This window comes from Paraburkholderia nemoris (genome assembly GCF_905221015.1).
GTDB classification, from domain to species: domain Bacteria; phylum Pseudomonadota; class Gammaproteobacteria; order Burkholderiales; family Burkholderiaceae; genus Paraburkholderia; species Paraburkholderia nemoris.
The window spans coordinates 107,820-130,775 of record NZ_CAJNBO010000019.1 but is presented as its reverse complement, the minus strand read 5'-3'; the positions used below and the strand labels follow the sequence as shown (position 1 = coordinate 130,775).

21 protein-coding genes are annotated in these 22,956 nt (G+C 62.5%); 14 read left to right on the top strand and 7 right to left on the bottom strand.

What is annotated here, in order from left to right; translation table 11 throughout:
• Positions 1-53: 53 nt before the first annotated feature.
• Positions 54-1,052: a porphobilinogen synthase gene (gene hemB / locus KHO33_RS27295; RefSeq protein ID WP_200566019.1), complete on the bottom strand. Its 999-nt coding sequence runs from the start codon at positions 1,050-1,052 to the stop codon at positions 54-56.
• 251 nt (positions 1,053-1,303) lie between these two features.
• Positions 1,304-1,957, bottom strand: coding sequence for a ribosome biogenesis GTP-binding protein YihA/YsxC (yihA, locus tag KHO33_RS27290; protein WP_054036561.1), 654 nt, complete (start codon positions 1,955-1,957; stop codon positions 1,304-1,306).
• Positions 1,958-2,173: 216 nt separating this feature from the next.
• On the opposite strand from yihA, the gene KHO33_RS27285 reads away from it, so the two are divergent.
• From KHO33_RS27285 to msrQ, 5 genes are all read left to right on the top strand, one after another.
• Positions 2,174-2,827 carry a c-type cytochrome gene (locus KHO33_RS27285; RefSeq protein ID WP_054036563.1) on the top strand — a complete coding sequence of 218 codons (654 nt, stop codon included), beginning with the start codon at positions 2,174-2,176 and terminating at the stop codon, positions 2,825-2,827.
• Between the two features lie 114 nt (positions 2,828-2,941).
• Positions 2,942-5,164: a cytochrome c biogenesis protein ResB gene (locus KHO33_RS27280; protein WP_200566020.1), complete on the top strand. Its 2,223-nt coding sequence runs from the start codon at positions 2,942-2,944 to the stop codon at positions 5,162-5,164.
• 4 nt (positions 5,165-5,168) lie between these two features.
• Positions 5,169-6,380, top strand: coding sequence for a c-type cytochrome biogenesis protein CcsB (ccsB, locus tag KHO33_RS27275; RefSeq protein ID WP_054036565.1), 1,212 nt, complete (start codon positions 5,169-5,171; stop codon positions 6,378-6,380).
• A gap of 198 nt (positions 6,381-6,578) precedes the next feature.
• Positions 6,579-7,574 carry a protein-methionine-sulfoxide reductase catalytic subunit MsrP gene (gene msrP / locus KHO33_RS27270; RefSeq protein ID WP_200566021.1) on the top strand — a complete coding sequence of 332 codons (996 nt, stop codon included), beginning with the start codon at positions 6,579-6,581 and terminating at the stop codon, positions 7,572-7,574.
• An 11-nt stretch (positions 7,575-7,585) separates the two neighbouring features.
• On the top strand, positions 7,586-8,287 hold the full coding sequence (msrQ, locus tag KHO33_RS27265) for a protein-methionine-sulfoxide reductase heme-binding subunit MsrQ (RefSeq protein ID WP_054036568.1): 702 nt from the start codon (positions 7,586-7,588) through the stop codon (positions 8,285-8,287).
• 82 nt (positions 8,288-8,369) lie between these two features.
• Here the strand turns inward: msrQ and lysA are convergent, their stop codons facing one another.
• The gene (lysA, locus tag KHO33_RS27260; protein ID WP_054036570.1) at positions 8,370-9,632 is read right to left on the bottom strand and encodes a diaminopimelate decarboxylase; all 1,263 of its coding nucleotides are present in this window, start codon (positions 9,630-9,632) and stop codon (positions 8,370-8,372) included.
• A 9-nt stretch (positions 9,633-9,641) separates the two neighbouring features.
• Positions 9,642-9,977, bottom strand: coding sequence for an LPS translocon maturation chaperone LptM (gene lptM, locus KHO33_RS27255; protein WP_054036572.1), 336 nt, complete (start codon positions 9,975-9,977; stop codon positions 9,642-9,644).
• A 35-nt stretch (positions 9,978-10,012) separates the two neighbouring features.
• Between lptM and cyaY the strand changes: the two genes are divergently transcribed.
• Positions 10,013-10,330, top strand: a complete 318-nt coding sequence (gene cyaY, locus KHO33_RS27250; protein WP_054036574.1) for an iron donor protein CyaY — start codon at positions 10,013-10,015, stop codon at positions 10,328-10,330.
• 78 nt (positions 10,331-10,408) lie between these two features.
• Here cyaY and KHO33_RS27245 read toward each other — a convergent pair whose 3' ends face one another.
• Complete coding sequence (locus KHO33_RS27245) at positions 10,409-12,808, bottom strand: penicillin-binding protein 1A (protein WP_200566022.1); 2,400 nt, start codon at positions 12,806-12,808, stop codon at positions 10,409-10,411.
• Positions 12,809-13,063: 255 nt separating this feature from the next.
• On the opposite strand from KHO33_RS27245, the gene pilM reads away from it, so the two are divergent.
• The 7 genes from pilM to KHO33_RS27210 all read left to right on the top strand — a co-directional run bounded on the left by pilM (position 13,064) and on the right by KHO33_RS27210 (position 20,518).
• Positions 13,064-14,056 carry a type IV pilus biogenesis protein PilM gene (gene pilM / locus KHO33_RS27240; protein ID WP_054036577.1) on the top strand — a complete coding sequence of 331 codons (993 nt, stop codon included), beginning with the start codon at positions 13,064-13,066 and terminating at the stop codon, positions 14,054-14,056.
• The gene (locus tag KHO33_RS27235; protein ID WP_200566073.1) at positions 14,056-14,781 is read left to right on the top strand and encodes a fimbrial assembly protein; all 726 of its coding nucleotides are present in this window, start codon (positions 14,056-14,058) and stop codon (positions 14,779-14,781) included. Before pilM ends, KHO33_RS27235 begins: the two co-directional genes overlap by 1 nt.
• Positions 14,778-15,701: a hypothetical protein gene (locus tag KHO33_RS27230; protein WP_200566023.1), complete on the top strand. Its 924-nt coding sequence runs from the start codon at positions 14,778-14,780 to the stop codon at positions 15,699-15,701. The genes KHO33_RS27235 and KHO33_RS27230 overlap by 4 nt, the downstream gene beginning before the upstream one ends.
• A 188-nt stretch (positions 15,702-15,889) precedes the next feature.
• Positions 15,890-17,494, top strand: coding sequence for a type IV pilus secretin PilQ (locus KHO33_RS27225; protein ID WP_234480663.1), 1,605 nt, complete (start codon positions 15,890-15,892; stop codon positions 17,492-17,494).
• 107 nt (positions 17,495-17,601) lie between these two features.
• Positions 17,602-18,153, top strand: a complete 552-nt coding sequence (locus tag KHO33_RS27220; protein WP_128576414.1) for a shikimate kinase — start codon at positions 17,602-17,604, stop codon at positions 18,151-18,153.
• Complete coding sequence (aroB, locus tag KHO33_RS27215; protein ID WP_200566024.1) at positions 18,153-19,238, top strand: 3-dehydroquinate synthase; 1,086 nt, start codon at positions 18,153-18,155, stop codon at positions 19,236-19,238. Before KHO33_RS27220 ends, aroB begins: the two co-directional genes overlap by 1 nt.
• Positions 19,239-19,315: 77 nt before the next feature.
• Positions 19,316-20,518 (top strand): deoxyguanosinetriphosphate triphosphohydrolase, encoded by a 1,203-nt coding sequence (locus KHO33_RS27210; RefSeq protein ID WP_200566025.1) that lies wholly within the window; start codon positions 19,316-19,318, stop codon positions 20,516-20,518.
• Positions 20,519-20,598: 80 nt separating this feature from the next.
• Here KHO33_RS27210 and KHO33_RS27205 read toward each other — a convergent pair whose 3' ends face one another.
• Positions 20,599-20,979 (bottom strand): DUF883 family protein, encoded by a 381-nt coding sequence (locus tag KHO33_RS27205; RefSeq protein WP_200566026.1) that lies wholly within the window; start codon positions 20,977-20,979, stop codon positions 20,599-20,601.
• Positions 20,980-21,286: 307 nt separating this feature from the next.
• The gene (locus KHO33_RS27200) at positions 21,287-22,009 is read right to left on the bottom strand and encodes an OmpW/AlkL family protein (protein WP_054036584.1); all 723 of its coding nucleotides are present in this window, start codon (positions 22,007-22,009) and stop codon (positions 21,287-21,289) included.
• Positions 22,010-22,196: 187 nt separating this feature from the next.
• Here KHO33_RS27200 and KHO33_RS27195 point away from each other — a divergent pair, with 187 nt between their 5' ends.
• The gene (locus KHO33_RS27195) at positions 22,197-22,904 is read left to right on the top strand and encodes a transposase (protein WP_054036587.1); all 708 of its coding nucleotides are present in this window, start codon (positions 22,197-22,199) and stop codon (positions 22,902-22,904) included.
• Positions 22,905-22,956: the final 52 nt, after the last annotated feature.

The following is a 22,956-nucleotide window of genomic DNA, read 5'->3' as shown; positions in this document are numbered from 1 at the left end:
TTTTTTTGCGCGCTGTCAGAAGACTAGCGTCGCCGGTAAAGCAACACGTCAAATCACTTCTGCGAGCGCAAAATCCGCGCGGCATCCAGCGCGAAGTAGGTCAGCACGCCATCCGCGCCTGCCCGCTTGAACGCCAGCAGCGATTCCATCATCGCCTTGTCGTGATCGAGCCAGCCATTTTGCGCGGCCGCCTTCAGCATCGCGTATTCGCCGCTGACCTGATACACGTAGGTCGGGAACTTGAACTCGTCCTTCACACGACGCACGATGTCCAGATACGGCATGCCCGGCTTGACCATCACCATATCCGCGCCTTCTTCGATGTCCGCCTGCACTTCGCGCAGTGCTTCATCCGAGTTGGCCGGGTCCATCTGGTAGGTCATTTTGTTGCCCTTGCCGAGGTTCGTCGCGGAACCGACGGCATCGCGGAACGGGCCGTAAAACGCCGACGCGAACTTGGCTGCATAAGCCATGATGCGCGTGTGGATATGTCCCTCGCTCTCGAGCATTTCGCGGATCGCGCCGATACGTCCGTCCATCATGTCCGAGGGCGCGACGATATCGACGCCCGCTTCAGCTTGCACACGCGCCTGTTCCACGAGGATCTCGACGGTCTCGTCGTTGATCACGTAGCCCGCTTCGTCCAGAACGCCGTCCTGGCCGTGGCTCGTGTACGGATCGAGCGCGACGTCGGTCAGCACACCGAGGTCGGGAAAATTCTTTTTCAGTTCGCGAACCGCGCGCGGAATCAGGCCAGCCGGGTTGGTCGCCTCGCGGCCATCAGGCGTCTTCAAGGAAGGGTCGATGGCCGGAAAGAGCGCCAGTACCGGCACGCCCAGCTCGACGCATTGCTCGGCCACGCCCATCAGCAGATCCACCGACACACGTTCGACGCCTGGCATTGACGGTACGGCTTGCCGCACGTTGGCGCCTTCGACGATAAATACGGGGTAGATCAGATCGTTGGTGGTGAGGATGTTTTCTCGCATCAGGCGGCGCGAGAAGTCGTCACGGCGCATGCGGCGCGGACGGTAGTGCGGAAAGAAGCTCATAACCGAATCGAGGAAACGTGGATGTGTGGAGTGGGCGAGTAACGCGTGCCTCCGCTCCCGGAAACTTTTCGAGACAATGGTATATCATACCGATCGAGCAAGGCGCCCTGCGCTGACCTCCCCGCTTCTCCTCCCTGAGCGGGTGCCTGTCGTTTTTTCGATTAGGCTGTTTGACCCGCCGTTAAAGCGGCGGGTTTTTTTATGGGCGGCCGGAATGGCGTTTTTTGCCTGGGTTCGTACCCGCCGCGCGATTACTGCGGCGCGTCCGTTTCGCCCTTCGCCTCGGGGATCAGCCAGCCTTCGATCAGTTCGTGCGCTTCGTCGATTCCGACGCGCTTGAGCGCCGAGAACAGCTGCGCGGTCAGTTCGCCTTGGTAGCCAGCGGCGCGATATTCGGCCAAACCTTTCTGCGTCGCGCGCAAGGCGTTGACGCTTTCCTGACGCGTCAATTTGTCGCACTTCGTCAGCAGCGTGTGGATCGGCTTGCCGGTCGGCGCGAACCACTCGATCATGCGTCGGTCCAGGTCAGTCAACGGGCGGCGCGAGTCCATCATCAGGATCATGCCGCGCAGTTGCGAGCGCGATTGCAGGTAGGTGGAGAGCAGCGCTTCCCAGTGGGCCTTGGCTGCGCCCGGCACTTCCGCATAACCGTAGCCCGGCAGGTCGACCAGATGCGCAGTCGGCTCGTCCTCCTTGCCCACCGAGAAATAATTGATGTGCTGGGTGCGGCCAGGCGTCTTACTGGCGAACGCCAAACGCTTCTGATTGCACAGAATATTGATGGCCGTGGACTTGCCCGCATTCGAGCGTCCCGCAAAGCAGATCTCGGGTTGCGCGGTGGCCGGCAGATCACGCAAGTGATTGACGGTCGTGAAAAAGCGGGATTGGTGGAGCAGGAAGGACATGATCAGGCCGGTATTCGAGACGCCGGGGAACCCGGAGTGGGGACGGGTCAAGCCCGACTGGCGTCTTAGCGATTAGCGAGTTATTGTACAATACGATGGTTTACTGAAAACCTGAGGGGGCCAGCCCGCGTGCCTTGGCGGCTCTTTGCGGTCACTCAGTCGCTGTCGTATCTTGCAAAACCTCTAAAATCCCACAAGACGAGACAGGGTGTGCGAATGAATCGACTGTGCAAGACTCTGATGGTGCTTCAAGTAGCGGCAGGTCTTTCAGGTTTGGCAATTCAGGCACGAGCAGCAGATCCGGCAAAGCCGGACGTCAATCGGGGGCAGGCAATCGCAGTGCAGGTTTGCGCGACATGTCACGGTGCAGACGGCAACAGTGCTGGCGGTGCGTATCCAAAACTGGCAGGTCAGCATCCCGAGTATCTCGTCAAGCAGCTGATGGATTTCAAAACGCAGCCGGGCGCCAAGCAGCCCGCGCGCAACAATGCGATCATGGCGGGCATGGCCGCGGCGCTGTCCGATCAGGACGTGGTCAACGTGGCTGCTTATTTTTCGACGCAGACCCCGAAGCCAGGCTACGCGCATAACAAGGACACCGTCCCGCTCGGCCAGAAGATTTACCGCGGCGGTATCGCGGACAAGGGAGTACCGGCGTGCGCAAGCTGCCACGGGCCGACCGGTCAGGGAATTCCGTCGCAGTATCCGCGTCTGTCGGGCCAGTGGGCCGAATACACGGTGGCGCAGTTGACCGCGTTCACGCAGGGCCCGGGCGCACGTAACAACAATGAGGCGATGCACGCTATTGCATCGCGTCTGTCGGACAGCGAGATCAAGGCTGTAGCCGATTACATCGCGGGCTTGCACTAAGAAGTCCGCACGCAAGCAACCGGCCCGGCGAGGCCGGTACAAAACAAGAAAAGGGTGAGGGCGTCGTGTCTACGACAGCCCTTCACCCTTTTTTGCTGTTCAGTCGGAGTATGAATGAGCGTCACCACGTCGGGTTTGCAGTCGAAGTCGGGCAATCGCATCACGCGCAGCATCATCGAAGTATTGAGTTCGATGCGTTTCGCCATTGCGCTGCTCGTGATCCTGTCGATCGCCAGCATCATCGGCACCGTCCTCACGCAGGACGATCCGTATCCCAACTACGTCAATCAGTTCGGCCCGTTCTGGGCGGACATCTTCCGCTCGCTGAGCCTGTACACGGTGTACAGCTCGTGGTGGTTCATGCTGATTCTCGGCTTCCTGATGGTGTCGGTGTCGCTGTGCGTGATCCGCAACGCGCCGAAGATGCTCGCGGACGCGAAGAGCTGGAAGGACAAGGTCCGCGAAGGCAGCCTGCGCGCGTTTCACCATAAGGGCGAGTTCGCGGTGCACGGCACGCGCGCGCAGACCTCGGCGGTGCTCGCCAGACTCTCGGCCAAGCTCGGCTACAAGTTCGTCACGCGCGAGTCGGACGGCGCAACGCTGATCGCCGCGAAGCGCGGCGCGCTGACCAAGTTCGGCTACATCTCGGCGCACATTGCGATTGTGGTGATCTGTCTGGGCGGCCTGCTCGACAGCAATCTGCCGATCAAGCTGCAAATGTGGCTGTTCGACAAGTCGCCGATCCGCGCCAATACGGTGATCAACGACATTCCGCCGGAACATCGCCTGTCGCAATCGAACCCGACTTTCCGCGGCTATGCGTGGGTGCCGGAAGGACAGCATGTGTCGACGGCGATCCTTAACCAGCCGGACGGCTCGCTGATCCAGGACCTGCCGTTCTCGATCGAGCTGAACAAATTCATCGTCGATTACTACTCGACGGGCATGCCGAAGCTGTTCGCGAGCGATATCGTCGTGGTCGACCATAAAACGGGCGCACGCGTGCCGGCACGCGTCGAAGTGAACAAGCCGTTCACCTACGACGGCGTGTCGATCTACCAGTCGAGCTTCCAGGACGGCGGCTCGCAGATGCAGATGACCGCGTACCCGATGTCCGGTGCGAGCGCGAAGACCGCGCCGTTCGGCGGCACGATCGGCGGCAATGCGCCGTTGAGCATGGCCACGCCGTTGGCTGACGGCCAGACCGTCGAATTCACCGATTTTCGCGCGATCAACGTCGAAAACGTCTCCAATGGCAGCGGCCAGAACGATGCACGTGGCGTCGCTGCGCATCGATCGCTGAAAGAAGCGTTCGATGAGCGTCTCGGCTCCGGCGCCAAGAGTTCGAAGCCGCTCGATCTGCATAACGTCGGTCCGTCGGTGCAGTACAAGGTGCGCGACAAGGACGGCCAGGCGCGCGAGTACAACAACTACATGCTGCCGGTGGATGTCGCGGGCGAAAAGATGTTCCTCGCCGGCATGCGCCTGAATCCGGACGATCCCTTCCGCTACCTGCGGATTCCCGCCGACACCGGTGGGACCGTCAAGGAATGGATGAATTTGCGAGCCACGCTTGAAGATCCGGCCATGCGCGCGGCGGCCGCTCACCGTTTCGCGCTGCGCTCGGTGCCGGGTTCGAATACCGAACTGCAACAGCACCTGGAAGAAAGCGCATTGCGCGTCCTGACCCTGTTTGCCGGTGCGGACAACAGTATCAAGATGCCGAACGGCCAGACGGTTGGCGGCTTCCAGGCGGTCGCCGGTTTCATCGACCATTCCGTGCCGAAGGGTGAGCAGGAAAAAGCCGCCGGCCTGCTGCTGCGCATGCTGGAAGGCGCGACGTGGGACCTGTGGCAACTGTCGCGTGAGCAGCTGGGCGAGCCGGATGCACAGCCCAATGCGGACGCCAGCCGCTTCGTCCAGAGCTCGATCAACGCAATATCCGACAGCTTTTTGTATGGTTCGCCGGTCTATTTACAGCTCGACTCATTCAAGCAGGTGCAAGCTTCGGTATTTCAGTTGACGCGCGCGCCGGGCAAAAAAGTCGTGTATCTTGGCAGCCTGCTCCTCGTATTGGGCATCTTTTCGATGTTCTACGTCCGCGAACGGCGCCTCTGGTTCTGGCTCAAAGACACCGATCACGGCACGAATGTCGTGATGGCGATGTCGAGCGCACGCAAAACGCTCGATTTCGAAAAGGAGTTCGTTCAAACGCGCGACGCTGTCGGCGCCGCGTTGGGCGCCAAACTCACTGAAGCATCCGATGCCGCCGGCGCCTCCGACAAACCCGGCCTGGCCGGCGCGCCGTCCGCACGCTCACAAGATTCGACCCGGTAAGATCATGGACTTGACTCAGGTTTCCTCATCCTCCTCTTCAGCCTCGCGGCCGCAGAAGTCGTTCGCGAACGAGGCACTCAACGTTGCCCAGTACGACGAGCGGCCGTTTCTGAAACGGCTCGGCGTCGTCGACTGGCTGTTCGCCGTCGTGATGGTCGCGGGCGCGGGGTTTGCGCTGTCGCGCTATCACCCGTTCATGAATTACTACGACAAACTGGTGCTGTGCCTCGCGGTGCCGGTGTTCGTCGTACTCGGCTGGCGCTGGAAGCCGGTGCGTCCGCTGATGGTGGGCATCGCCGCGCTGTCGCTGCTGGCGATCCAGATCTATCACGGCGATCTGACGCGTGCGGATAACGCGTTCTTCCTCAAATACTTCCTGTCGAGCCAATCCGCGATTCTGTGGATGAGCGCGCTCTTCGTCTTCGCGACCGTTTTCTACTGGATCGGCCTGCTGTCGCGTTCACCGACCGGCGCCGCGATCGGTTCGAAAATGACGTGGGCTGCGGTGGTGATGGGCTTCGTCGGCCTGATGGTGCGCTGGTACGAGTCGTATCTGATCGGCGCGGACGTCGGTCATATTCCAATCTCGAACCTGTACGAAGTGTTCGTGCTGTTCAGCCTGATTACGGCGCTGTTCTATCTGTACTACGAGCAGCACTACAACACGCGTGCGCTCGGCGCATTCGTGCTCCTGGTGATCAGCGCGGCGGTCGGCTTCCTGATGTGGTACTCGGTCGCGCGTGACGCCCAGCAGATCCAGCCGCTCGTGCCGGCGCTGCAGAGCTGGTGGATGAAGATCCACGTGCCGGCTAACTTCATCGGCTATGGCAGCTTCGCGCTGTCGGCCATGGTCGGCGTCGCGTATCTGGCGAAAGAGCGCGGCGTGCTGGCAGACCGCCTGCCGCCGCTCGATGTGCTCGACGACCTGATGTACAAGTCGATCGCCGTCGGCTTCGCGTTCTTCACGATTGCGACGATTCTGGGCGCGCTGTGGGCCGCGGAAGCATGGGGCGGTTACTGGAGCTGGGACCCGAAGGAAACGTGGGCGCTGATTGTGTGGCTGAACTACGCGGCCTGGCTGCATATGCGCCTGATGAAGGGCCTGCGCGGTGCGGTGGCGGCATGGTGGGCGCTGACCGGCCTGCTGGTGACGACCTTCGCGTTCCTCGGCGTCAACATGTTCCTGTCGGGGCTGCATAGCTACGGCAAGCTGTAAGATCTGCCGTTCTGAGCCGACTAAAAACCGCCGCGTGTTTCGCACCGGCGGTTTTTTTACGTCCGGCGGAATATTTGCTGCATCCAGTGTGTTTGTTAGATCAGCACCCAAGGATGGCTGGGCGAGTGGCTAAACGAGCCGATCATCAATATGGCCCCGTAAGATAGACAACCCGATGGGCCGGCAAGGAGCAGCACGATGTGGATCAAGCGAAACGACAGAACTCAACTCGTCGGCGATGACATCGCACGCAGCGAAATCACGCCTCAGCATGTCTTCGAGAACCGGCGGCGCGTGCTGCAGGCTGCGGGCGCGTTGGCGCTCGGCAGTCTGATTGGCGTGAATGGCGAGGCGCTGGCCGCGTATTCGTCGCCGGATCCGAAGGCGCAGAAGCTCGCGGCGAAGACCAACCCGAAGTTCGTCGCGCCCGACAAGATCACGCCGTACAAGGACATCACCACGTACAACAACTACTACGAGTTCGGCACTGACAAGGCGGATCCCGCGCACAACGCCGGTACGTTGCGTCCGCACCCGTGGAAGGTGAGCGTCGAGGGCGAAATCAAGAATCCGAAGGTGTACGACATCGACGAATTGCTGAAACTCGCGCCGCTCGAGGAACGCGTGTACCGGTTGCGTTGTGTCGAAGGCTGGTCGATGGTGATTCCGTGGATCGGCGTGCCGCTCGCGGAGTTGATCAAGCGCGTGCAGCCGACCGGCAACGCCAAATACGTGCAATTCATCACGCTCGCCGATCCGTCGCAAATGCCTGGCCTGTCGACGCCGGTACTCGACTGGCCGTACACCGAAGGTCTGCGAATGGACGAAGCAATGAACCCGCTGACGTTCCTGACAATGGGTCTCTACGGGCAGGTGTTGCCGAATCAGAACGGCGCGCCGATCCGTGTGGTGGTGCCGTGGAAGTATGGCTTCAAGAGCGCGAAGTCGCTGGTGAAAATCCGCTTCCTCGACAAGCAGCCGCCGACCAGCTGGAACACGTATGCTTCGAACGAATACGGTTTCTATTCGAACGTGAATCCGAACGTCGATCACCCGCGCTGGAGCCAGGCCACCGAGCGGCGCATCGGCGAAGATGGTTTCTTCACGCCCAAGCGCAAGACGTTGATGTTCAACGGCTACGGCGATCAGGTCGCGTCGCTGTATCAGGGCATGGACCTGAAGAAGAACTTTTGAGCGGCGTCATCATGGCTTCCTCCGATACGCAACCTGTTGCCGAAACTCCACGCGCAACGCCGCATCCCAAGGCGCCGATGTCGGCGACGACGCGGCGCCCCGCAAGCGGCGCACGCTGGATCGTGCCGACCAAGATTCTGGTATTTATCGCGGCGTGGTATCCGCTTGCGCGCATCGTGCTGTTCGGCATGACAGATCGGCTGGGCGCGAATCCGATCGAGTTCATCACGCGCTCGACGGGCCTGTGGACGCTCGTCTTTCTTTGCATCACGCTGGCGGTGACGCCGTTGCGTCGACTGACCGGCATCACTGCATTGGCCAGGTTCCGCCGGATGCTAGGTCTCTATGCATTCTTCTACGCGACGCTGCACTTCACGACGTACCTGTGGTTCGACAAGTGGTTCGACGTTGCCGCGATTCTCAAGGACATCGGCAAACGGCCTTTCATCACTGTGGGTTTCGCGGCGTTCGTGCTGCTGATTGCATTGGCCGTTACATCGCCGCGCGCGATGGTGCGCAAACTTGGACGCCGCTGGCAGACATTGCATCGCGCGATCTATGCGATCGGCGGGCTCGCGATCCTGCACTTCTGGTGGATGAAGGCGGGCAAGCACGATCTGATCTTGCCGAAGATCTACGGCGCGATCATGGTCGCGTTGCTGGGGTGGCGTTTGCTCGTATGGCTGCGCGAGCGGAGGGTAAAGGCACGCTGACCATCAGGTACAAGCGCGCAAATAAAAAGGCGATGCCGCAGTGGCATCGCCTTTCTTATTGAGGGGTTTTAAGCTCTGACGTTTACGCCGGCAAGATCGTCTCACCCGCAAATAGCTGCTTCACTTCTTCACGAGCGCGGACCACATACGCTTGTGTACCATCAACCATCACCTCGGCCGCACGCGGACGGGTGTTGTAGTTCGAGCTCATCACAAAGCCATAGGCGCCAGCCGAGCGAATCGCCAGCAGATCGCCCGGTTCGACCGCTAGCAAACGCTCGCGACCCAGCCAATCGCCGCTTTCGCAAACCGGGCCAACCACGTCGTACACGTGGGCGGGCACGTCGCGCTTAACGACAGGCTCGATCGCGTGATACGCCTCGTACATCGCTGGGCGCGCGAGATCGGTCATTGCCGCATCGACGATGGCGAAGTTCTTTTCCGCGCCGGGCTTCAAAAACTCGACGCGCGTGAGCAGTACACCGGCATTGCCGACCAGCGAGCGGCCCGGCTCGAAATACACTTCACGATGCCCATGACCGCGCGCTTCGATGCGATCGAGCACCGTGCGCACGAAGTCGCCGATTTCCGGCGGGGTTTCGTCGTCGTACGTGATACCGAGACCGCCGCCTACGTCGATGTGGCGAATCTTCACGCCGTCCTGTTCGATCTGTTCGACCAGTTCGAGAACCTTGTCGACTGCGTCCAGATACGGTGCGACTTCAGTGATCTGCGAGCCGATATGGCAGTCGATGCCGACCACGTCGAGATGCGTCATCGCCGCGGCGGCGCGATACGTAGCGCGTGCATCTTCGAACGCGACACCGAATTTGTTCGACTTCAGGCCGGTGGAAATATACGGATGCGTTTTCGCGTCGACGTCCGGATTCACGCGCAACGAGACGGGGGCCTTTTTGCCCATTTCCGCCGCCACCGCATTCAGACGGTCGAGTTCGGGAATCGATTCGACGTTGAAGCATTTGACGCCGGCTGCGAGCGCTTGACGCATCTCGTCCGCATGCTTGCCGACGCCGGAGAACACGGTGTTTTCCGCTTTGCCGCCGGCGGCCAGCACACGCGCCAGCTCACCGCCCGACACGATGTCGAAGCCCGCGCCGAGACGCGCGAACACGTTCAGCACCGCGAGATTGCTATTGGCCTTGACGGCGACGTGCACGGTCGCACGGCGGCCGGCACAAGCGCCGGCGTAGGCATTCCACGCTTCGGTCAGCGCGGCGCGCGAATAGACGTACAGCGGCGTGCCGAACTGTTCGGCGAGTGAGGCGGCGGACACGCCCTCGGCGTGCAACACGCCGTCGACGTAGTCAAATGCGGATCGAGTCATGCGAAAGTCTTATTGAGCGGGGGTGACGGCGGAGGCAGCTTGCGCAGGCGTAGCAGCAGATGCGGGCGGCGCGGAGAGTTCGCTTTCCGGCGCCAACGAGAGCGGCGCGCCGGAAGTATCCGGTACTTCACCCATCGTGGAGGGGGTTGCCGCGCCCGATTTCACTGTATCCGGCGACGGCGGTTGCGTGCGATCGATCGGCTTGGCCGGCAGCGGCGGCACGGTGGGCAAATAGAGCGAACCGCGTTGCCCGCAGCCGGCAAGTGCACAACCTGCGAGAATGGCTAAACCCGCTACAATCGCGCGGCCGGGCGCCGCCGCGCGCATCCGAGATACGACTCGCATGACTGTCCCTGAATAAATAATCGATGGAGTTTAGCATGTCCGATAGTGATTACCTGACCCGCGCGGAAGCCGCGCTAGCCGCCATCGAACGCGCGCTCGACGACACGGAAGCCGACATCGAACTCGAGCGCAGCGGCAATGTCCTGACCCTCGAATTCGAGAACCGCACGAAGATCATCGTCAACCTGCAGCCGCCGATGAGCGAGATCTGGATCGCCGCGAAAGCGGGTGGTTTCCACTTCCGTTTCATCGACGGTGAATGGCGCGATACGCGCAGCGGCACGGAGTTTTTCGCCGCGCTGTCGGAGTACGCGACGCAGCAGGCCGGCGAGCCGGTTCACTTCGAAGCGTAAAGCGTTTGGTAAAAACCGCCGCGCATCGAGCGCGGCGGTTTTTTCTGGCGAACGTTGCCACCTCTTCTGAGCGCGTCTTTAGTGCCCGCGGAACAGATTCATGATGTCCTGCTTTTCCTGTTCGCCGACCTGCTCTGGCGCAGCCGCGGACGCGCCGCTCGCCTCGGCATCCAGCGCTGCTTGACTGATACCGACCGTCGAGACGAAACCGTGGCCCGGCGTGAAGTCGTCGAAATACAGTTCTGAGCCGAGCTCGGTCACACCGTCGGGCATCGGCATCTTGTAGTCCGGCACGCCTTTGAGCGCTCGCGCCATGTATTCGATCCATACCGGCAGCGCAAGGCCGCCGCCTGTTTCCTTATCGCCGAGACTGCGCGGGTTGTCGTAACCGATCCACGCAATCGCCGTGAGCGTGTGCTGATAGCCGGCGAACCACGCATCGCGCGAGTCGTTGGTCGTGCCGGTCTTGCCGCCGAGATCGGTACGTTTCAGCACGTTGCTCTTCGCGCCCGTGCCCCGTTGCGCGACGCTTTGCAGCAGGCTGTTCATCACATACGCATTGCGCGGTTCGATCGCGTGCGGCGCGCTCTGCTCGGCGACCAGCGGTTGCGCGTGCGCCACGACGATGCCGCGCTGATCGGTGACTTCCGCGATCAGATACGGGTTGATGCGATAGCCGCCGTTAGCAAACACCGAGAACGCGCCGGCCATCTGCAAGGGCGTAACGAGTCCCGCGCCGAGCGCCATCGGCAGATAAGCCGGGTGACGATCCGCGTCGAAGCCGAAACGCGTGATGTATTGCTGCGCGTACTTGGTGCCGATGTGGTTCAGGATGCGAATCGACACGAGGTTCTTCGACTTCTGCAGCGCGGTGCGCATGGTCATCGGACCATCGAAACCACCGCCGTAGTTCTTTGGCTCCCACGCCTGGCCGCCCGTCTCCGCAGCGCTGAAAAAGAGCGGCGCATCGTTGATCACCGTAGCCGGTCCGAGCCCCTTTTCGAGCGAGGCCGAATAGATGAACGGCTTGAAGCTCGAACCCGGCTGACGCCACGCCTGGGTCACGTGGTTGAACTTGTTCTTGTTGAAGTCGAAACCGCCGACCAGCGCGCGAATCGCGCCATCCTGCGGCACCACCGAAACGAATGCGCCTTCCACTTGCGGCAACTGCGTGATCGACCAGTTGCCGTCGTCATCCTTCACGACGCGAATGATCGCGCCAGGCCGCACGCGTTGATTCGGCTGTGCGCGCGTGCCGAGCGCGAACTGCGCGAAGCGCAGGCCGTCGCCCTGAATGGTCGCGACGTTGCCGTCGATGAAGGTGGCCTGCACCTGCTTCGGGCTCGCCGCCGTGACCACCGCGGCGATGATTTCACCGTTGTCGGGATGTTCGAGCAACGCGTCGTCGATAGCCTGTTCGCGGTCGTCCGCATCGGACGGCAAATCGATGAACGCTTCCGGCCCGCGATAGCCGTGGCGCCGTTCGTAGTCCATCAGACCTTTGCGCAGCGCCCGGTAAGCAACGTCCTGATCGGCCGAGTCGATGGTGGTTACCACGTTCAGGCCGCGTGTATACGCCTCTTCGCGATACTGCGCGTACATCATCTGCCGCACCATTTCCGCGACGTATTCCGCGTGCACGCTGAATTCCTTGCCCGCGCCCTTGACGATCAGCGGCTGCCTGCTTGCCTCGTCGTATTGTTCCTGAGTGATGTAGTGCAGTTCGTACATGCGCTGCAGGATGTACTCCTGGCGGATCTTCGCGCGCTTCGGATTGACCACCGGGTTATACGCGGACGGCGCCTTCGGCAAACCCGCCAGCATGGCGGATTCCGCCAGGGTCAGGTCCTTCAGATCTTTGCCGAAGTACACCCGTGCCGCGCTCGCGAAGCCATACGCACGCTGACCGAGGTAGATCTGATTCATGTACACCTCGAGAATCTGATCTTTCGACAGCTTCGACTCGATCTTGTACGCGAGCAGCATCTCGTAGATCTTGCGCGTGTAGGTCTTTTCACTCGACAGGAAGAAGTTGCGCGCCACCTGCATGGTGATGGTGCTGGCGCCTTGCGTGGCGTGGCCGTTGGTCAGTGCGACGAAGCCGGCTCGCGCAATGCCTGTGAGGTCGACGCCGCCGTGATCGTAGAAGCGCGCGTCTTCGATTGCCAGCACGGCTTTCTTCAGGCTGTCGGGCACGTCCTGGATATGGACGATGTCGCGCCGCTCTTCACCGAATTCGCCGATCAGCACGTGGTCGGCCGTATAGATGCGCAATGGCACCTTCGGCCGGTAGTCGGTCAGCGCATCGAGCGACGGCAGGTTCGGCGTTGCTACCACCAGCGCATAACCGAGCACCAGCAGCACGCACAGGATGCCTGCGACGATCAGACCCACCAGCCCGATGATGAGCTTGAGCCACAGGGGGCGTTTGCGCTTCTGCGGCGCGGGCGGCGGAGACGTGGGAGACGTGGATTGCATATGGGCACCAAAAAACAGTCCCGCGATTATAGCCGCCTCGCTTTTCAGCTTTCGGCATGCTTACTGACAGTTCTTGACAAGTCTGCGCGCCGCACGCGGGAATGACTTCACTGTAGACGCTTTGATGGCCGGGAGGGCGCGCGTCGCGCAACGTTAGCCATTCGGCTGAGTGTCGCGCGGCGGCGCGGCTAAGCACAATCCTCACTCGTTTCTCGCGTTCGAATGGTTCGTCGCGTGAGTCTGAGGGAGGGCGTGATGACGTTCAAAAGTTCGTGGCTTCAAGGTGTGCAACTCGGCGCGCAGCGTTTTGCCGCGGGAATCGATGTGGGTTCGCAGGCGGTGCGGCTGGTCGTGGTGAGTCAGCATTCGCGCGCACGTGCCGCGCTGCATATCGAACATGCGATCTCCGTGCCGCTCGGCGCAGGCGCCATGGCCGGCACGGAGATCGCCGACCGGCATGCGGTGGCGCGTGCGTTGCGCGACGCATTCGCGGGGCTGCCGCGCGCGTGTGCGACGCATGCATTGCGCTGCGCGATGGCGCTGCCCGCCTCGGCCACGTTGACTACTACCGTGCCGCTCACACGGCTCGCCGCGCTCGCCGGTTGCGTGGCAGACGGCGGGCATGAACTCGCCGAACTCGAACCGGCGGTGATGAGCGAAGTCGAGCGCATCGCAGGCCTCGAGCGGCACGCGTTGGCGGTCGACTGGTTCGTCGACGAAACGCGTTCGCCAATCCGTTCGGTGACGATCGCCGCAACCGCACGCCAGCATCTCGAAGCGCGTATCGAATGCGCTGCGACCGCCGGCATCTCGCTCACCGCGATCGATGGCGAGCCGCATGCGGCTTTGCGCGCCATGCGCTACGCGGCGAGTCACGAACTCGATCCGCACGAGCCCTATGTCGCGCTCTGGATCGGCACGGACGGCGTATACGGCTGGCGCATCGTCGACGACTGCCTGGTCGGTGAAATGCGCTACCCGGCGCCCGAACACGCCGATCTCGCCGACGCGTTGCGTGATCTTGTCCATGGCCCCGTACTCGATTGTGCGTTGTTGAGCGGCGAAGTCGATCTGCTCAACAGCGTGGGTTTCTCGATCGCGGATATCGCCGACGTGTTGGGCTGCACCGTGATGCCGTTCGAGTGTGCGGCGCTGGGTGGGCGCGCACGTCAACTACACGATCCGTTGTTGCATGAGCCGGCCGCCGCGGTCGCATTCGGACTTGCGTTGCGCGGGGTGCTCGAATGATGCGCGGCCTGCAGCTTCATTTGGATCCGGCGGGCCCGGACACGCGTACTTCCACGCGTGGCGCGCGCTTCGCACAGCCGTGGCTCGGCGGCTTCAACCTGCTGCCATACAGGCAACGCAACGCTCGGCTCGCTCGCCGGCGGCGTCTGCTCGAATGGTTCGCCGCCGCGCTCGCCGGATTTGCGGCCGTGTTCGCGCTAATCGGATGGCAGGGATTCGAAAGGGCGCGCCTGGATGCGCAGCGCGAGTCGATCGAGCAATCGCTCGCGCAACTGGCCGAGCCGCTCGCCGAGCACGCCAGATTGCTGCGGGTGCAGGACGAACAACGCAAAGGCGTGGCGCGTGCGATGAACCTGTCCGAGCCTCTTACGCATTTGCGCGATCTGCTGGATGCATTGAGTTTTGAACCCGGTGACGGCGTGGTGTTGCAGCAGATGCGGCAGCGCGAGCATGAGACGGAGTTGCTCGCAACCTCGCGCGGACATCTCGCATCGGCCGAGTGGCTCAAACGCTTGAGCGCGATCCGCGGCGTGAAGGGCGCCGAGGTGAGCGATCTGCGTCGCTCGGCGCCGCGCAGCAGTTCGGTGGCGGCGGCCAGTGTCAGCGGCCCGATCGAATTCGGAGCGCATCTGCGCTGGGGCGACCCGCCGAAGAAAACGGCCCATACGTCGGGCCTTGCCGCACAACGTCACATGAAATCTGAACCATCAGGAGATACGAAATGAGTACGACTTTTGTCGGGTTCGGCGGCGCGGCAAGCGCGCGGCCCGCGTTTTCCCAGTGGATGAAGCGCGCGCGCCTGCCGCTCGCTGCCTGGAGTCGCCGGCGCCGTTGGGTGGTTGCGTTGCTGATCGCTGCAGTGGTGTTCGGACTTGGCACGCATGGCTGGGCTGTGGCCGATCTCGGCGGTGTCGAGGCGAGCCGTGCGGCATTGGAGGCGGCCACGCGGCACCTCACTGACGCGCACCGTGCGCTGACGCAATTGCCAGCGCTGCGTCGGGACGTTGCCGCCATGCCGGGCGCACAGTTGCCTGCGCCGTGGACCTCCGCGGACGACGTGCGGATCGTATCCGAACTCGCGGCGCAGAATAGCGTCTCGTTGCTCTCAGTGGAACCGGGCGCGGCCAGTGGCTCAGGTGCGGAAAGCATGCGTCCTGTACAGCTCACCGCGCATACCGATTTCGTTCACCTGATGGCATTTCTGCGTGGCCTGTCGGATCTGCCGGTGCTGATCGTGCCCGTCGACGTGACGGTCAAGCGCGATGCCGATTCGTTAGCGGTGAAGGCAACGCTGCACGTATTCAGCGCGCTGAGGCCGCTGCCTTCAACTGCGACTGCGGACGCGTTTGCCGACGAAAGCCTCGATTCGGATGACGAAGAAAACATCGTGTTCTTCGATCCGTTCTCGCTTCCGCAGATGCTTGCGTCCGGTGAGCCGCCGCCTGATGCTTCGCAGCTGCGCCTCGTCGGCTTGCTGCACGATCGCACGCGCGGACTCGCCTTGCTAGATACGCCGGATGGTGCGACCACCGTCGTGTCCGGGCAGCAACTCGGCACCGAGCGCGTCACGCGGCTCGACGCGCTCAGCATCACGCTGGCAAATGGCGGCGTGACACGCACGCTGGCACTGACGGGGACGTCCTGATGAGGTTGATGAAGACGTTCGGTTTTGCGGAGTCGCGCGTCGGCGTTCGTGTGTGGTTTGGTTCGGGCGTGTGTCGCGGCTTGTCTGGAAGGATGCGTGCGAGCCCAGTTTGCAACTTGGTTCGCAGCTCGATTCACAATCCGCTTTTCAGCCTGCTTCGCAATCCGATTCGCAGCCTGATCGCATGCATGGCGATAAGCGTCGGCATCGCGCATGCTTCGACGCCACCGTTGCCGCCGCTGCCCGCATACATGCCGCTCGACGACGCCATTACGGCGCCCGAAGCCCGATACGATGTACCGCCCTTACCGCGCGGCATCGCTGCCGAAGTACCCAACCCGTTCCGCGACAATTCCGTCGCCGACTCTGGCGTATCGCGAGGGACGGCACCCGCTGACATCGGACGCGCTGACGACCTTGCCGACGACGCAGACGGTTCGGTGCCACTACGGAGGCAATCCGCGATGTCGGCGCACAACGACGCCAAGGGAACCTCGGCGCTCGAAGGGCCGCCGGTGCCGCTGCCTCCGCTTGCGCGCCTGAGCAACGCACCGAAATCGCCCGACGACGCCAAGCTCGCCGCCGACGACAAACCAATCTCGCTCAACTTCCAGCGCGCGGAACTCGGCGCGGTGCTCAACGCGTTCGCCCAGTTCACCGGCCTGAACATCGTCGCGAGCGAGAAAGTGCGCGGCGCCGTCTCACTACGACTCGACAAGGTGCCGTGGCGCACCGCGTTCGATACGTTGCTCGACGTCAACGGGCTCGCCATGGAGCGCCACGGCAACGTGATCTGGGTCGCACCGATCGCGGAGCTGGCCGCGCGCGAACGGCAGCGTTTCGAAGCGCACGCGAGAGCCGCCGATCTCGAGCCGCTCGCAAGCCGCACGTTCGAGCTGCACTACGCGCGGGCCGAAGACGTGCGGCGCCTGCTGACCGGCGCCGGTAACCAGCGCGTGCTGTCCAAACGCGGCGCCGCGACGGCCGATCCGCGCACCAATCTGCTGTTCGTCACCGATCTCGAAGGACGCCTCGCGCAAATCACGGCGCTGCTTGCTTCCGTCGACCGGCCGACCCGGCAGGTGTTGATCGAAGCACGCATCGTCGAGGGAGAGCACGGTTTTTCGCGCAATCTCGGCGTACGGCTCTCAATGGCGGCCACCAGCGCCGACGGCACCGCCCGAGGCCTGACCGGCGGCGCGGACGGCACCGTGTACGATCTGTCAGCGCGTCCGATTTCCGGTTTCGACGCCGCCACCGCCGGGCTGACCTTGTTCGCAGCCGGCGCGACGCGGCTTTTGAACATCGAGCTGAGCGCGCTGGAGGCCGAAGGGCGCGGCGAAATCGTCTCGAGCCCCCGGGTCGTGACGGCGGACCGGATGAAAGCGGTCGTCGAGCAGGGCACCGAGCTGCCCTATCAGGCGAAAGTGGGGCAGGGCGTGTCGGGCGTGCAGTTTCGCCGCGCCACGCTCAAACTGGAGGTCGAGCCGCAAATCATGCCGGACGGCAGGGTGGTGCTGGATCTCGACATCGCCAAAGACAGCGTCGGCGAGCAGACCGACGCCGGGCCCGCGATCAACACCAAACACGTGCAAACGCGCGTCGAAGTCGAAGATGGTGGTACGGTGTCGATCGGCGGAATTTACGCGACCGACAACCGGGACGATGTGACGCGGGTGCCGGTCCTGGGCAAAATACCGGTTTTAGGCGCGCTTTTCCGCCATCGGGCCCATCGGGACCAGCGCAGTGAACTGGCTGTTTTCATCACGCCGCGCGTCGTTCAGACAAATTAGGGGCACGCTGCCGCCGCTCTCCCGCGGCGGCCTGCAGGCTCGACAAGGCAGTCACTTTGCCAGTAAGCTGCGGCACGAACCATACCGGATTAGCCAGAGGGACACCGTTGCAAGCGCGGGACGCACACGCCAATGTATTTTTTGTAGGGCTCATGGGGGCAGGCAAAACCACCGTGGGCCGGGCCATTGCGCGCCGTCTCGATCGCCCGTTCTTCGATTCCGACCATGAAATCGAGGCGCGTACGGGCGCGCGCATCCCGGTGATCTTCGAACTGGAAGGCGAAGCGGGCTTTCGCGATCGCGAAGCGCACGTGATTTCCGACCTGACCGGGCGCGACAATATCGTGCTGGCCACAGGCGGCGGCGCGGTGCTGCGGCCGGAAAACCGCGAAGCGCTGCAAAATCGGGGTGTGGTGATCTATTTGCGCGCCAATCCGCACGATCTGTGGCTGCGCACCCGACGCGACAAGAATCGCCCGCTTTTGCAGACTGAAGACCCCAAAGCGCGCCTCGAGGCGCTCTACGAAGTACGCGATCCGCTATACCGGGAATGCGCGCACTTCGTGATCGAAACTGGCCGGCCTTCGGTCAACGGACTCGTCAACATGGTTCTGATGCAGCTCGAGATGGCCGGCGTCGCCAAACATCCTGCGCCATAATGGACCGTATGATTACCGTCAATGTCGAACTGGGCGAGCGCGCCTACCCCATCCATATCGGTGCCGATCTGATCGGCCAGACCGCGTTGTTCGCGCCGCATATCGCCGGCAGTTCGGTCACCATCGTCACGAATACCACGGTCGACCCGCTTTACGGTGACAAGCTGCGCGCCGCGTTGGCGCCGCTTGGCAAGCAGGTCTCCACGGTCGTTTTGCCGGACGGCGAAGCGTACAAGAACCTCGAAACGCTGAACCTGATTTTCGACGCGCTGCTGGGCTCGCGCGCCGATCGCAAGACCACGTTGATTGCCTTGGGCGGTGGCGTGATCGGCGACATGACGGGGTTTGCCGCGGCCTGCTACATGCGCGGCGTGCCGTTCATCCAGGTGCCGACTACCTTGCTGTCGCAGGTGGATTCGTCCGTGGGCGGCAAGACGGGTATCAACCACCCGCTCGGCAAGAACATGATCGGTGCGTTCTACCAGCCGCAGGCCGTGATCGCCGACATCGGCGCGCTGCGCACGCTGCCGGCGCGCGAACTGGCAGCGGGCGTCGCTGAAGTCATCAAGACCGGCGCGATTGCCGACGCCGGTTTCTTCAGCTGGATCGAAGCGAACGTCGAGGCGCTCAATCGCTGCGAGCCCGAGGCGCTGGCCGGGGCGGTCAAGCGCTCGTGTGAGATCAAGGCGTCGGTCGTGGCGCAGGACGAGCGCGAAGGCGGATTGCGTGCGATCCTCAATTTCGGCCACACGTTCGGCCATGCGATCGAAGCCGGACTCGGCTATGGCGAATGGCTGCACGGTGAGGCGGTCGGCTGCGGCATGGTGATGGCGGCGGACCTGTCCGTGCGCATGGGTTATCTCGACGAAGCGGCGCGCAAGCGTCTGGTCGACGTAATCGTTGCCGCGCGTCTGCCCACCCGCGCGCCTGCGCTCGGCGAGTCGCGCTATGTCGACCTCATGCGGGTCGACAAGAAGGCGGAAGCCGGCGCGATCAAATTCATTCTGCTGAAGCGTTTCGGTGAGACGCTGATCACCCAGGCGCCCGACGCCGAGGTGCACGCCACGCTGGCTGCCGCCGTCTAAACCGACACGGCAGAGGCTTCGCAGCAAGGCAGCACGCACGCGCGTCACGAGGCGCCGCCCATGTTTCGGAGAATCCGGTGACTGACAGGCGCAGCGACGATGTAAAGCACGACCCGGCAGGCACGCCCGTGAGCGGCGTGCCGTCGCAGGAAGCACTCGAAGCGCACCTCGCGCCGTATGCGGCACGTTCCGCTCAATCGCGCGGCCGCCGCTATCCCGAAGCCGCGCCCAGCGCGCGCACTGAATTCCAGCGCGATCGCGACCGCATTGTCCATTCGACGGCGTTCCGCCGGCTCGAATACAAAACCCAGGTATTCGTGAATCACGAAGGCGATCTGTTTCGCACGCGACTCACGCATAGCCTGGAAGTCGCGCAGATCGCCCGTTCGGTGGCTCGCAATCTGCGCGTCAACGAAGACCTCGTCGAAGCCATTTCGCTTGCGCACGATCTCGGTCATACGCCGTTCGGCCACGCAGGCCAGGACGCGCTGAACGAATGTATGCGCGAGCATGGCGGCTTCGAGCACAACCTGCAAAGCCTCGCGGTGGTCGACGATCTGGAGGAGCATTACGGCGCGTTCAACGGCCTGAATCTCTGCTTTGAAACGCGGGAGGGCATTCTCAAGCACTGCTCGCGCGAGAACGCGCGGCGGCTCGGCGCGCTCGGCGAGCGTTTTCTGGAGGGGCGGCAGCCTTCCATCGAAGCGCAGATCGCCAATGTCGCCGATGAGATCGCTTACAACAACCACGACGTCGACGACGGCTTGCGCTCCGGCTTGCTCACGGTGGAGCAGCTTGCCGAAGTCGAGTTATGGCAGACGCACTACGTGGCGGCGCGCGGCGACTTTCCGCAGATCGAAGGGCGCCGGCTGATTCACGAGACGGTGCGCCGCATCATCAATACGTTGATCGTCGACCTGATCGATACGACCTCGCTCAATCTTGCAAAGCACGCGCCGGTCTCGCTGGACGCAGTGCGCGCCGCACCGCCGCTGGTCGCGCATAGCGAAGCAATCGCCGCGCAGGCGGCGGCGCTCAAGCGTTTTCTGTTCAAAAACCTGTACCGCCACTATCGCGTGATGCGCATGGCCAACAAGGCACGCCGTGTGGTGGCCGGTTTGTTCGATGCGTTCACCGAAGATTCGCGGCTATTGCCACCCGGTTATCAATCGACAGACGCGTCGCAGCAACCGCGTCTGATCGCCCATTACATCGCGGGCATGACGGATCGATACGCGGTGAAGGAGTATCAGCGGCTGTTCGTGATCGACGACAACTGAACGGGCCTACACCGACGGGTGTCGGCGCAAAAAGGCCGCCGAGGCGGCGGCCCGTCTCGCTGCTCGTTGCAACAACTCGCCTAGCGCAGCCGCGATGCGAACAGCGCACCCGCGATCAGCGCGACGCCGCCGACGATCGCAATCGTCTGCCAGGGGTTTTCGTGCACGTAGTCGTCGGCGTCGGCGATCGCCACTTCAGCGCGTTCGCGCATGGCTTCGCGGGTGTCGTTCAGGCGCTCGCGAGCGGTGTCGAGCTGCTTGCGCAGTTTGCTGCGCAGTGCCACTGCGTCCGCCTGGGTGCCGTCCGCCAGGGTGGATTCGAGTTCGGACATCAGCGTGCGCAGTTCACCTGCGATATCTTCGGCCGCGTGGCGGCTATGGCGAGCGATACGCCGCGCACGGCGGCTGGTAGTGGTCCAGGATTCGCCGAGGGCGTCTCGCGTGTTTGGAAGTGCTGTCATGATCGCTCCGTCGATGAAATTGAGAAAAGTCTCCGAGTACTCAAGCGTGAAGCATGGCGTCACGCAACTTTGATGCCACAGGCGGCGAGCCGTTCCGGCGAGATCAACGCACATGTGCAGATCGTTTCTGTTGGGAGAAATTGCACAGGAAAGGTCGATTGGTGGTCAAAATTACAATGCATCCGGCATTCACCACAATGGGTGACAGAGGCATAGAATCAAAAAACGCCGCCACATGGGTGACGGCGTTTGGTTGAGGCGCGAAATGTTCGCGACGGTTCGATCTAGGCGGGCACAGCCGGCTTCCCTAGAACACGTAACCTATCTTCGCGTAAGTAACGATCGGGTTGAGTTTGATTTTTGCCTCAGACGTCACGGTCAGGTTGCCGACCGGAGTTGACGCGTTCGAGGTCAGCTTCGCGGTTACGCTAAGCGGTATGTACGAGACGGAGAGCCCTGCGAACCAATGTTTGGTGATCGCATAGTTGAAACCGAGATTAAACACCGGCGCCCAGGAACGATCCGTCGATACTGAGGTCGGACCATGCAGTACGCCTTGTTCAAACGCGGTGTTGGTGATCTTTGCGTCGGTGAACCAGACGTACGTGACCCCGAGGCCTGCATACGGTCGGAACTTCGCGGCGGCGTCGTTGAAGTAGTATTTGAACAGGAGAGCAGGACTCCATTGCTTCGCGGAGCCGAGCGTACCGAATTGCGAGAAGGTGCCTGTACCTAGCAGATTGAATTTCGGCGGAATGCCAATTTCAGCTTCCGCGGAGATGTGATCGGTGACAAAGTAGCCTAGGCTTAAGCCGAGGGTGTCGGAACTGTCGATGCCAGCGCCCGTGCCGGGCAGTGAAATGTTGACGGGTGTTCCGCCGACGCTTGTTTCCTTCAACGGATCGCTACTGTCTTGGGGGGCGAAATGGAACCACCCCGTCGTAGCGTAGAAACTGCCGGCCGATTGCGCGTTGGCTGCCGTCATGCAGGCAAGCGCCGCGATCCCCGTTATGGCCTGTTTTAATTTCATATGTGCTCCTCCAAAAAAGGCCCGCTCATTATGACCACAACGTTTGAAACAAACCATACGCGGCAGTTAGAGCTTTCTCCCTAAGCGCCGGGCGGTTTCTGGCTAAGCCGCGCCGCGCCGAACCCAGCGCCCATGCGGCTTTTCGGACCTTCGGGTATATACCAACGCGACTATTGGATACTCCAGCATGGCACGGCTTGCACGTCTCTATGTCCCTGACCAGCCGCAGCACGTCATCCTCCGTGGACTCGATCAGCAGCCCGCATTCGTCGACGACCAGGACTACGAGCTTTTCATCGACTGTTTGAAAGCGGCTTCACGCGACCATCACTTGTCCATCCACGCTTATGCGTTGATGCCTGGCTCCGTCCAACTGCTCGTCACGCCTACTGAGGAGTCGAGCCTGCCGAAGGCAATGCAGGCGGTGGGGCGCCGCTACGTTGCGCACTTCAACCGGCGTTACGCGCGCCGCGGCACGCTGTGGGAGGGCCGCTACCGTGCCACGGTAATCGAAGGCGAGCGGTATTTCCTGCTGGCGAGCCGCGTGGTCGAGATGTCGCCGGTGCGCGCCGGGCTCGTGAGCGCGCCCGAGGACTACCGCTGGTCGAGCTATCGCCATCACATCGGCCTCACGCTCGACAGCCTGATTACCGACCACCCGTTGTACTGGTCGCTCGGCAACACGCCGTTCGAACGACAGCGCGCTTACCGGGAGTTGTGCGAGCAACCGCTCGACGAACGCGAGGCCAGTCAGCTTCAGCAGGCCACCCTGAAAGGCTGGGTTCTGGGCAGCGACACCTACCGCGAATGGGCGGCGCGGGCCGCCAACCGGCGTGTTTCGCCGCTGCCGCGCGGGCGGCCGCGCAAGGTCCGCGAAACGCCGCAGACGCAATAAAGCGTTCCATATCAAAGGGCTGCACCCGAAACGGCATCTTCGCATGCCGTTT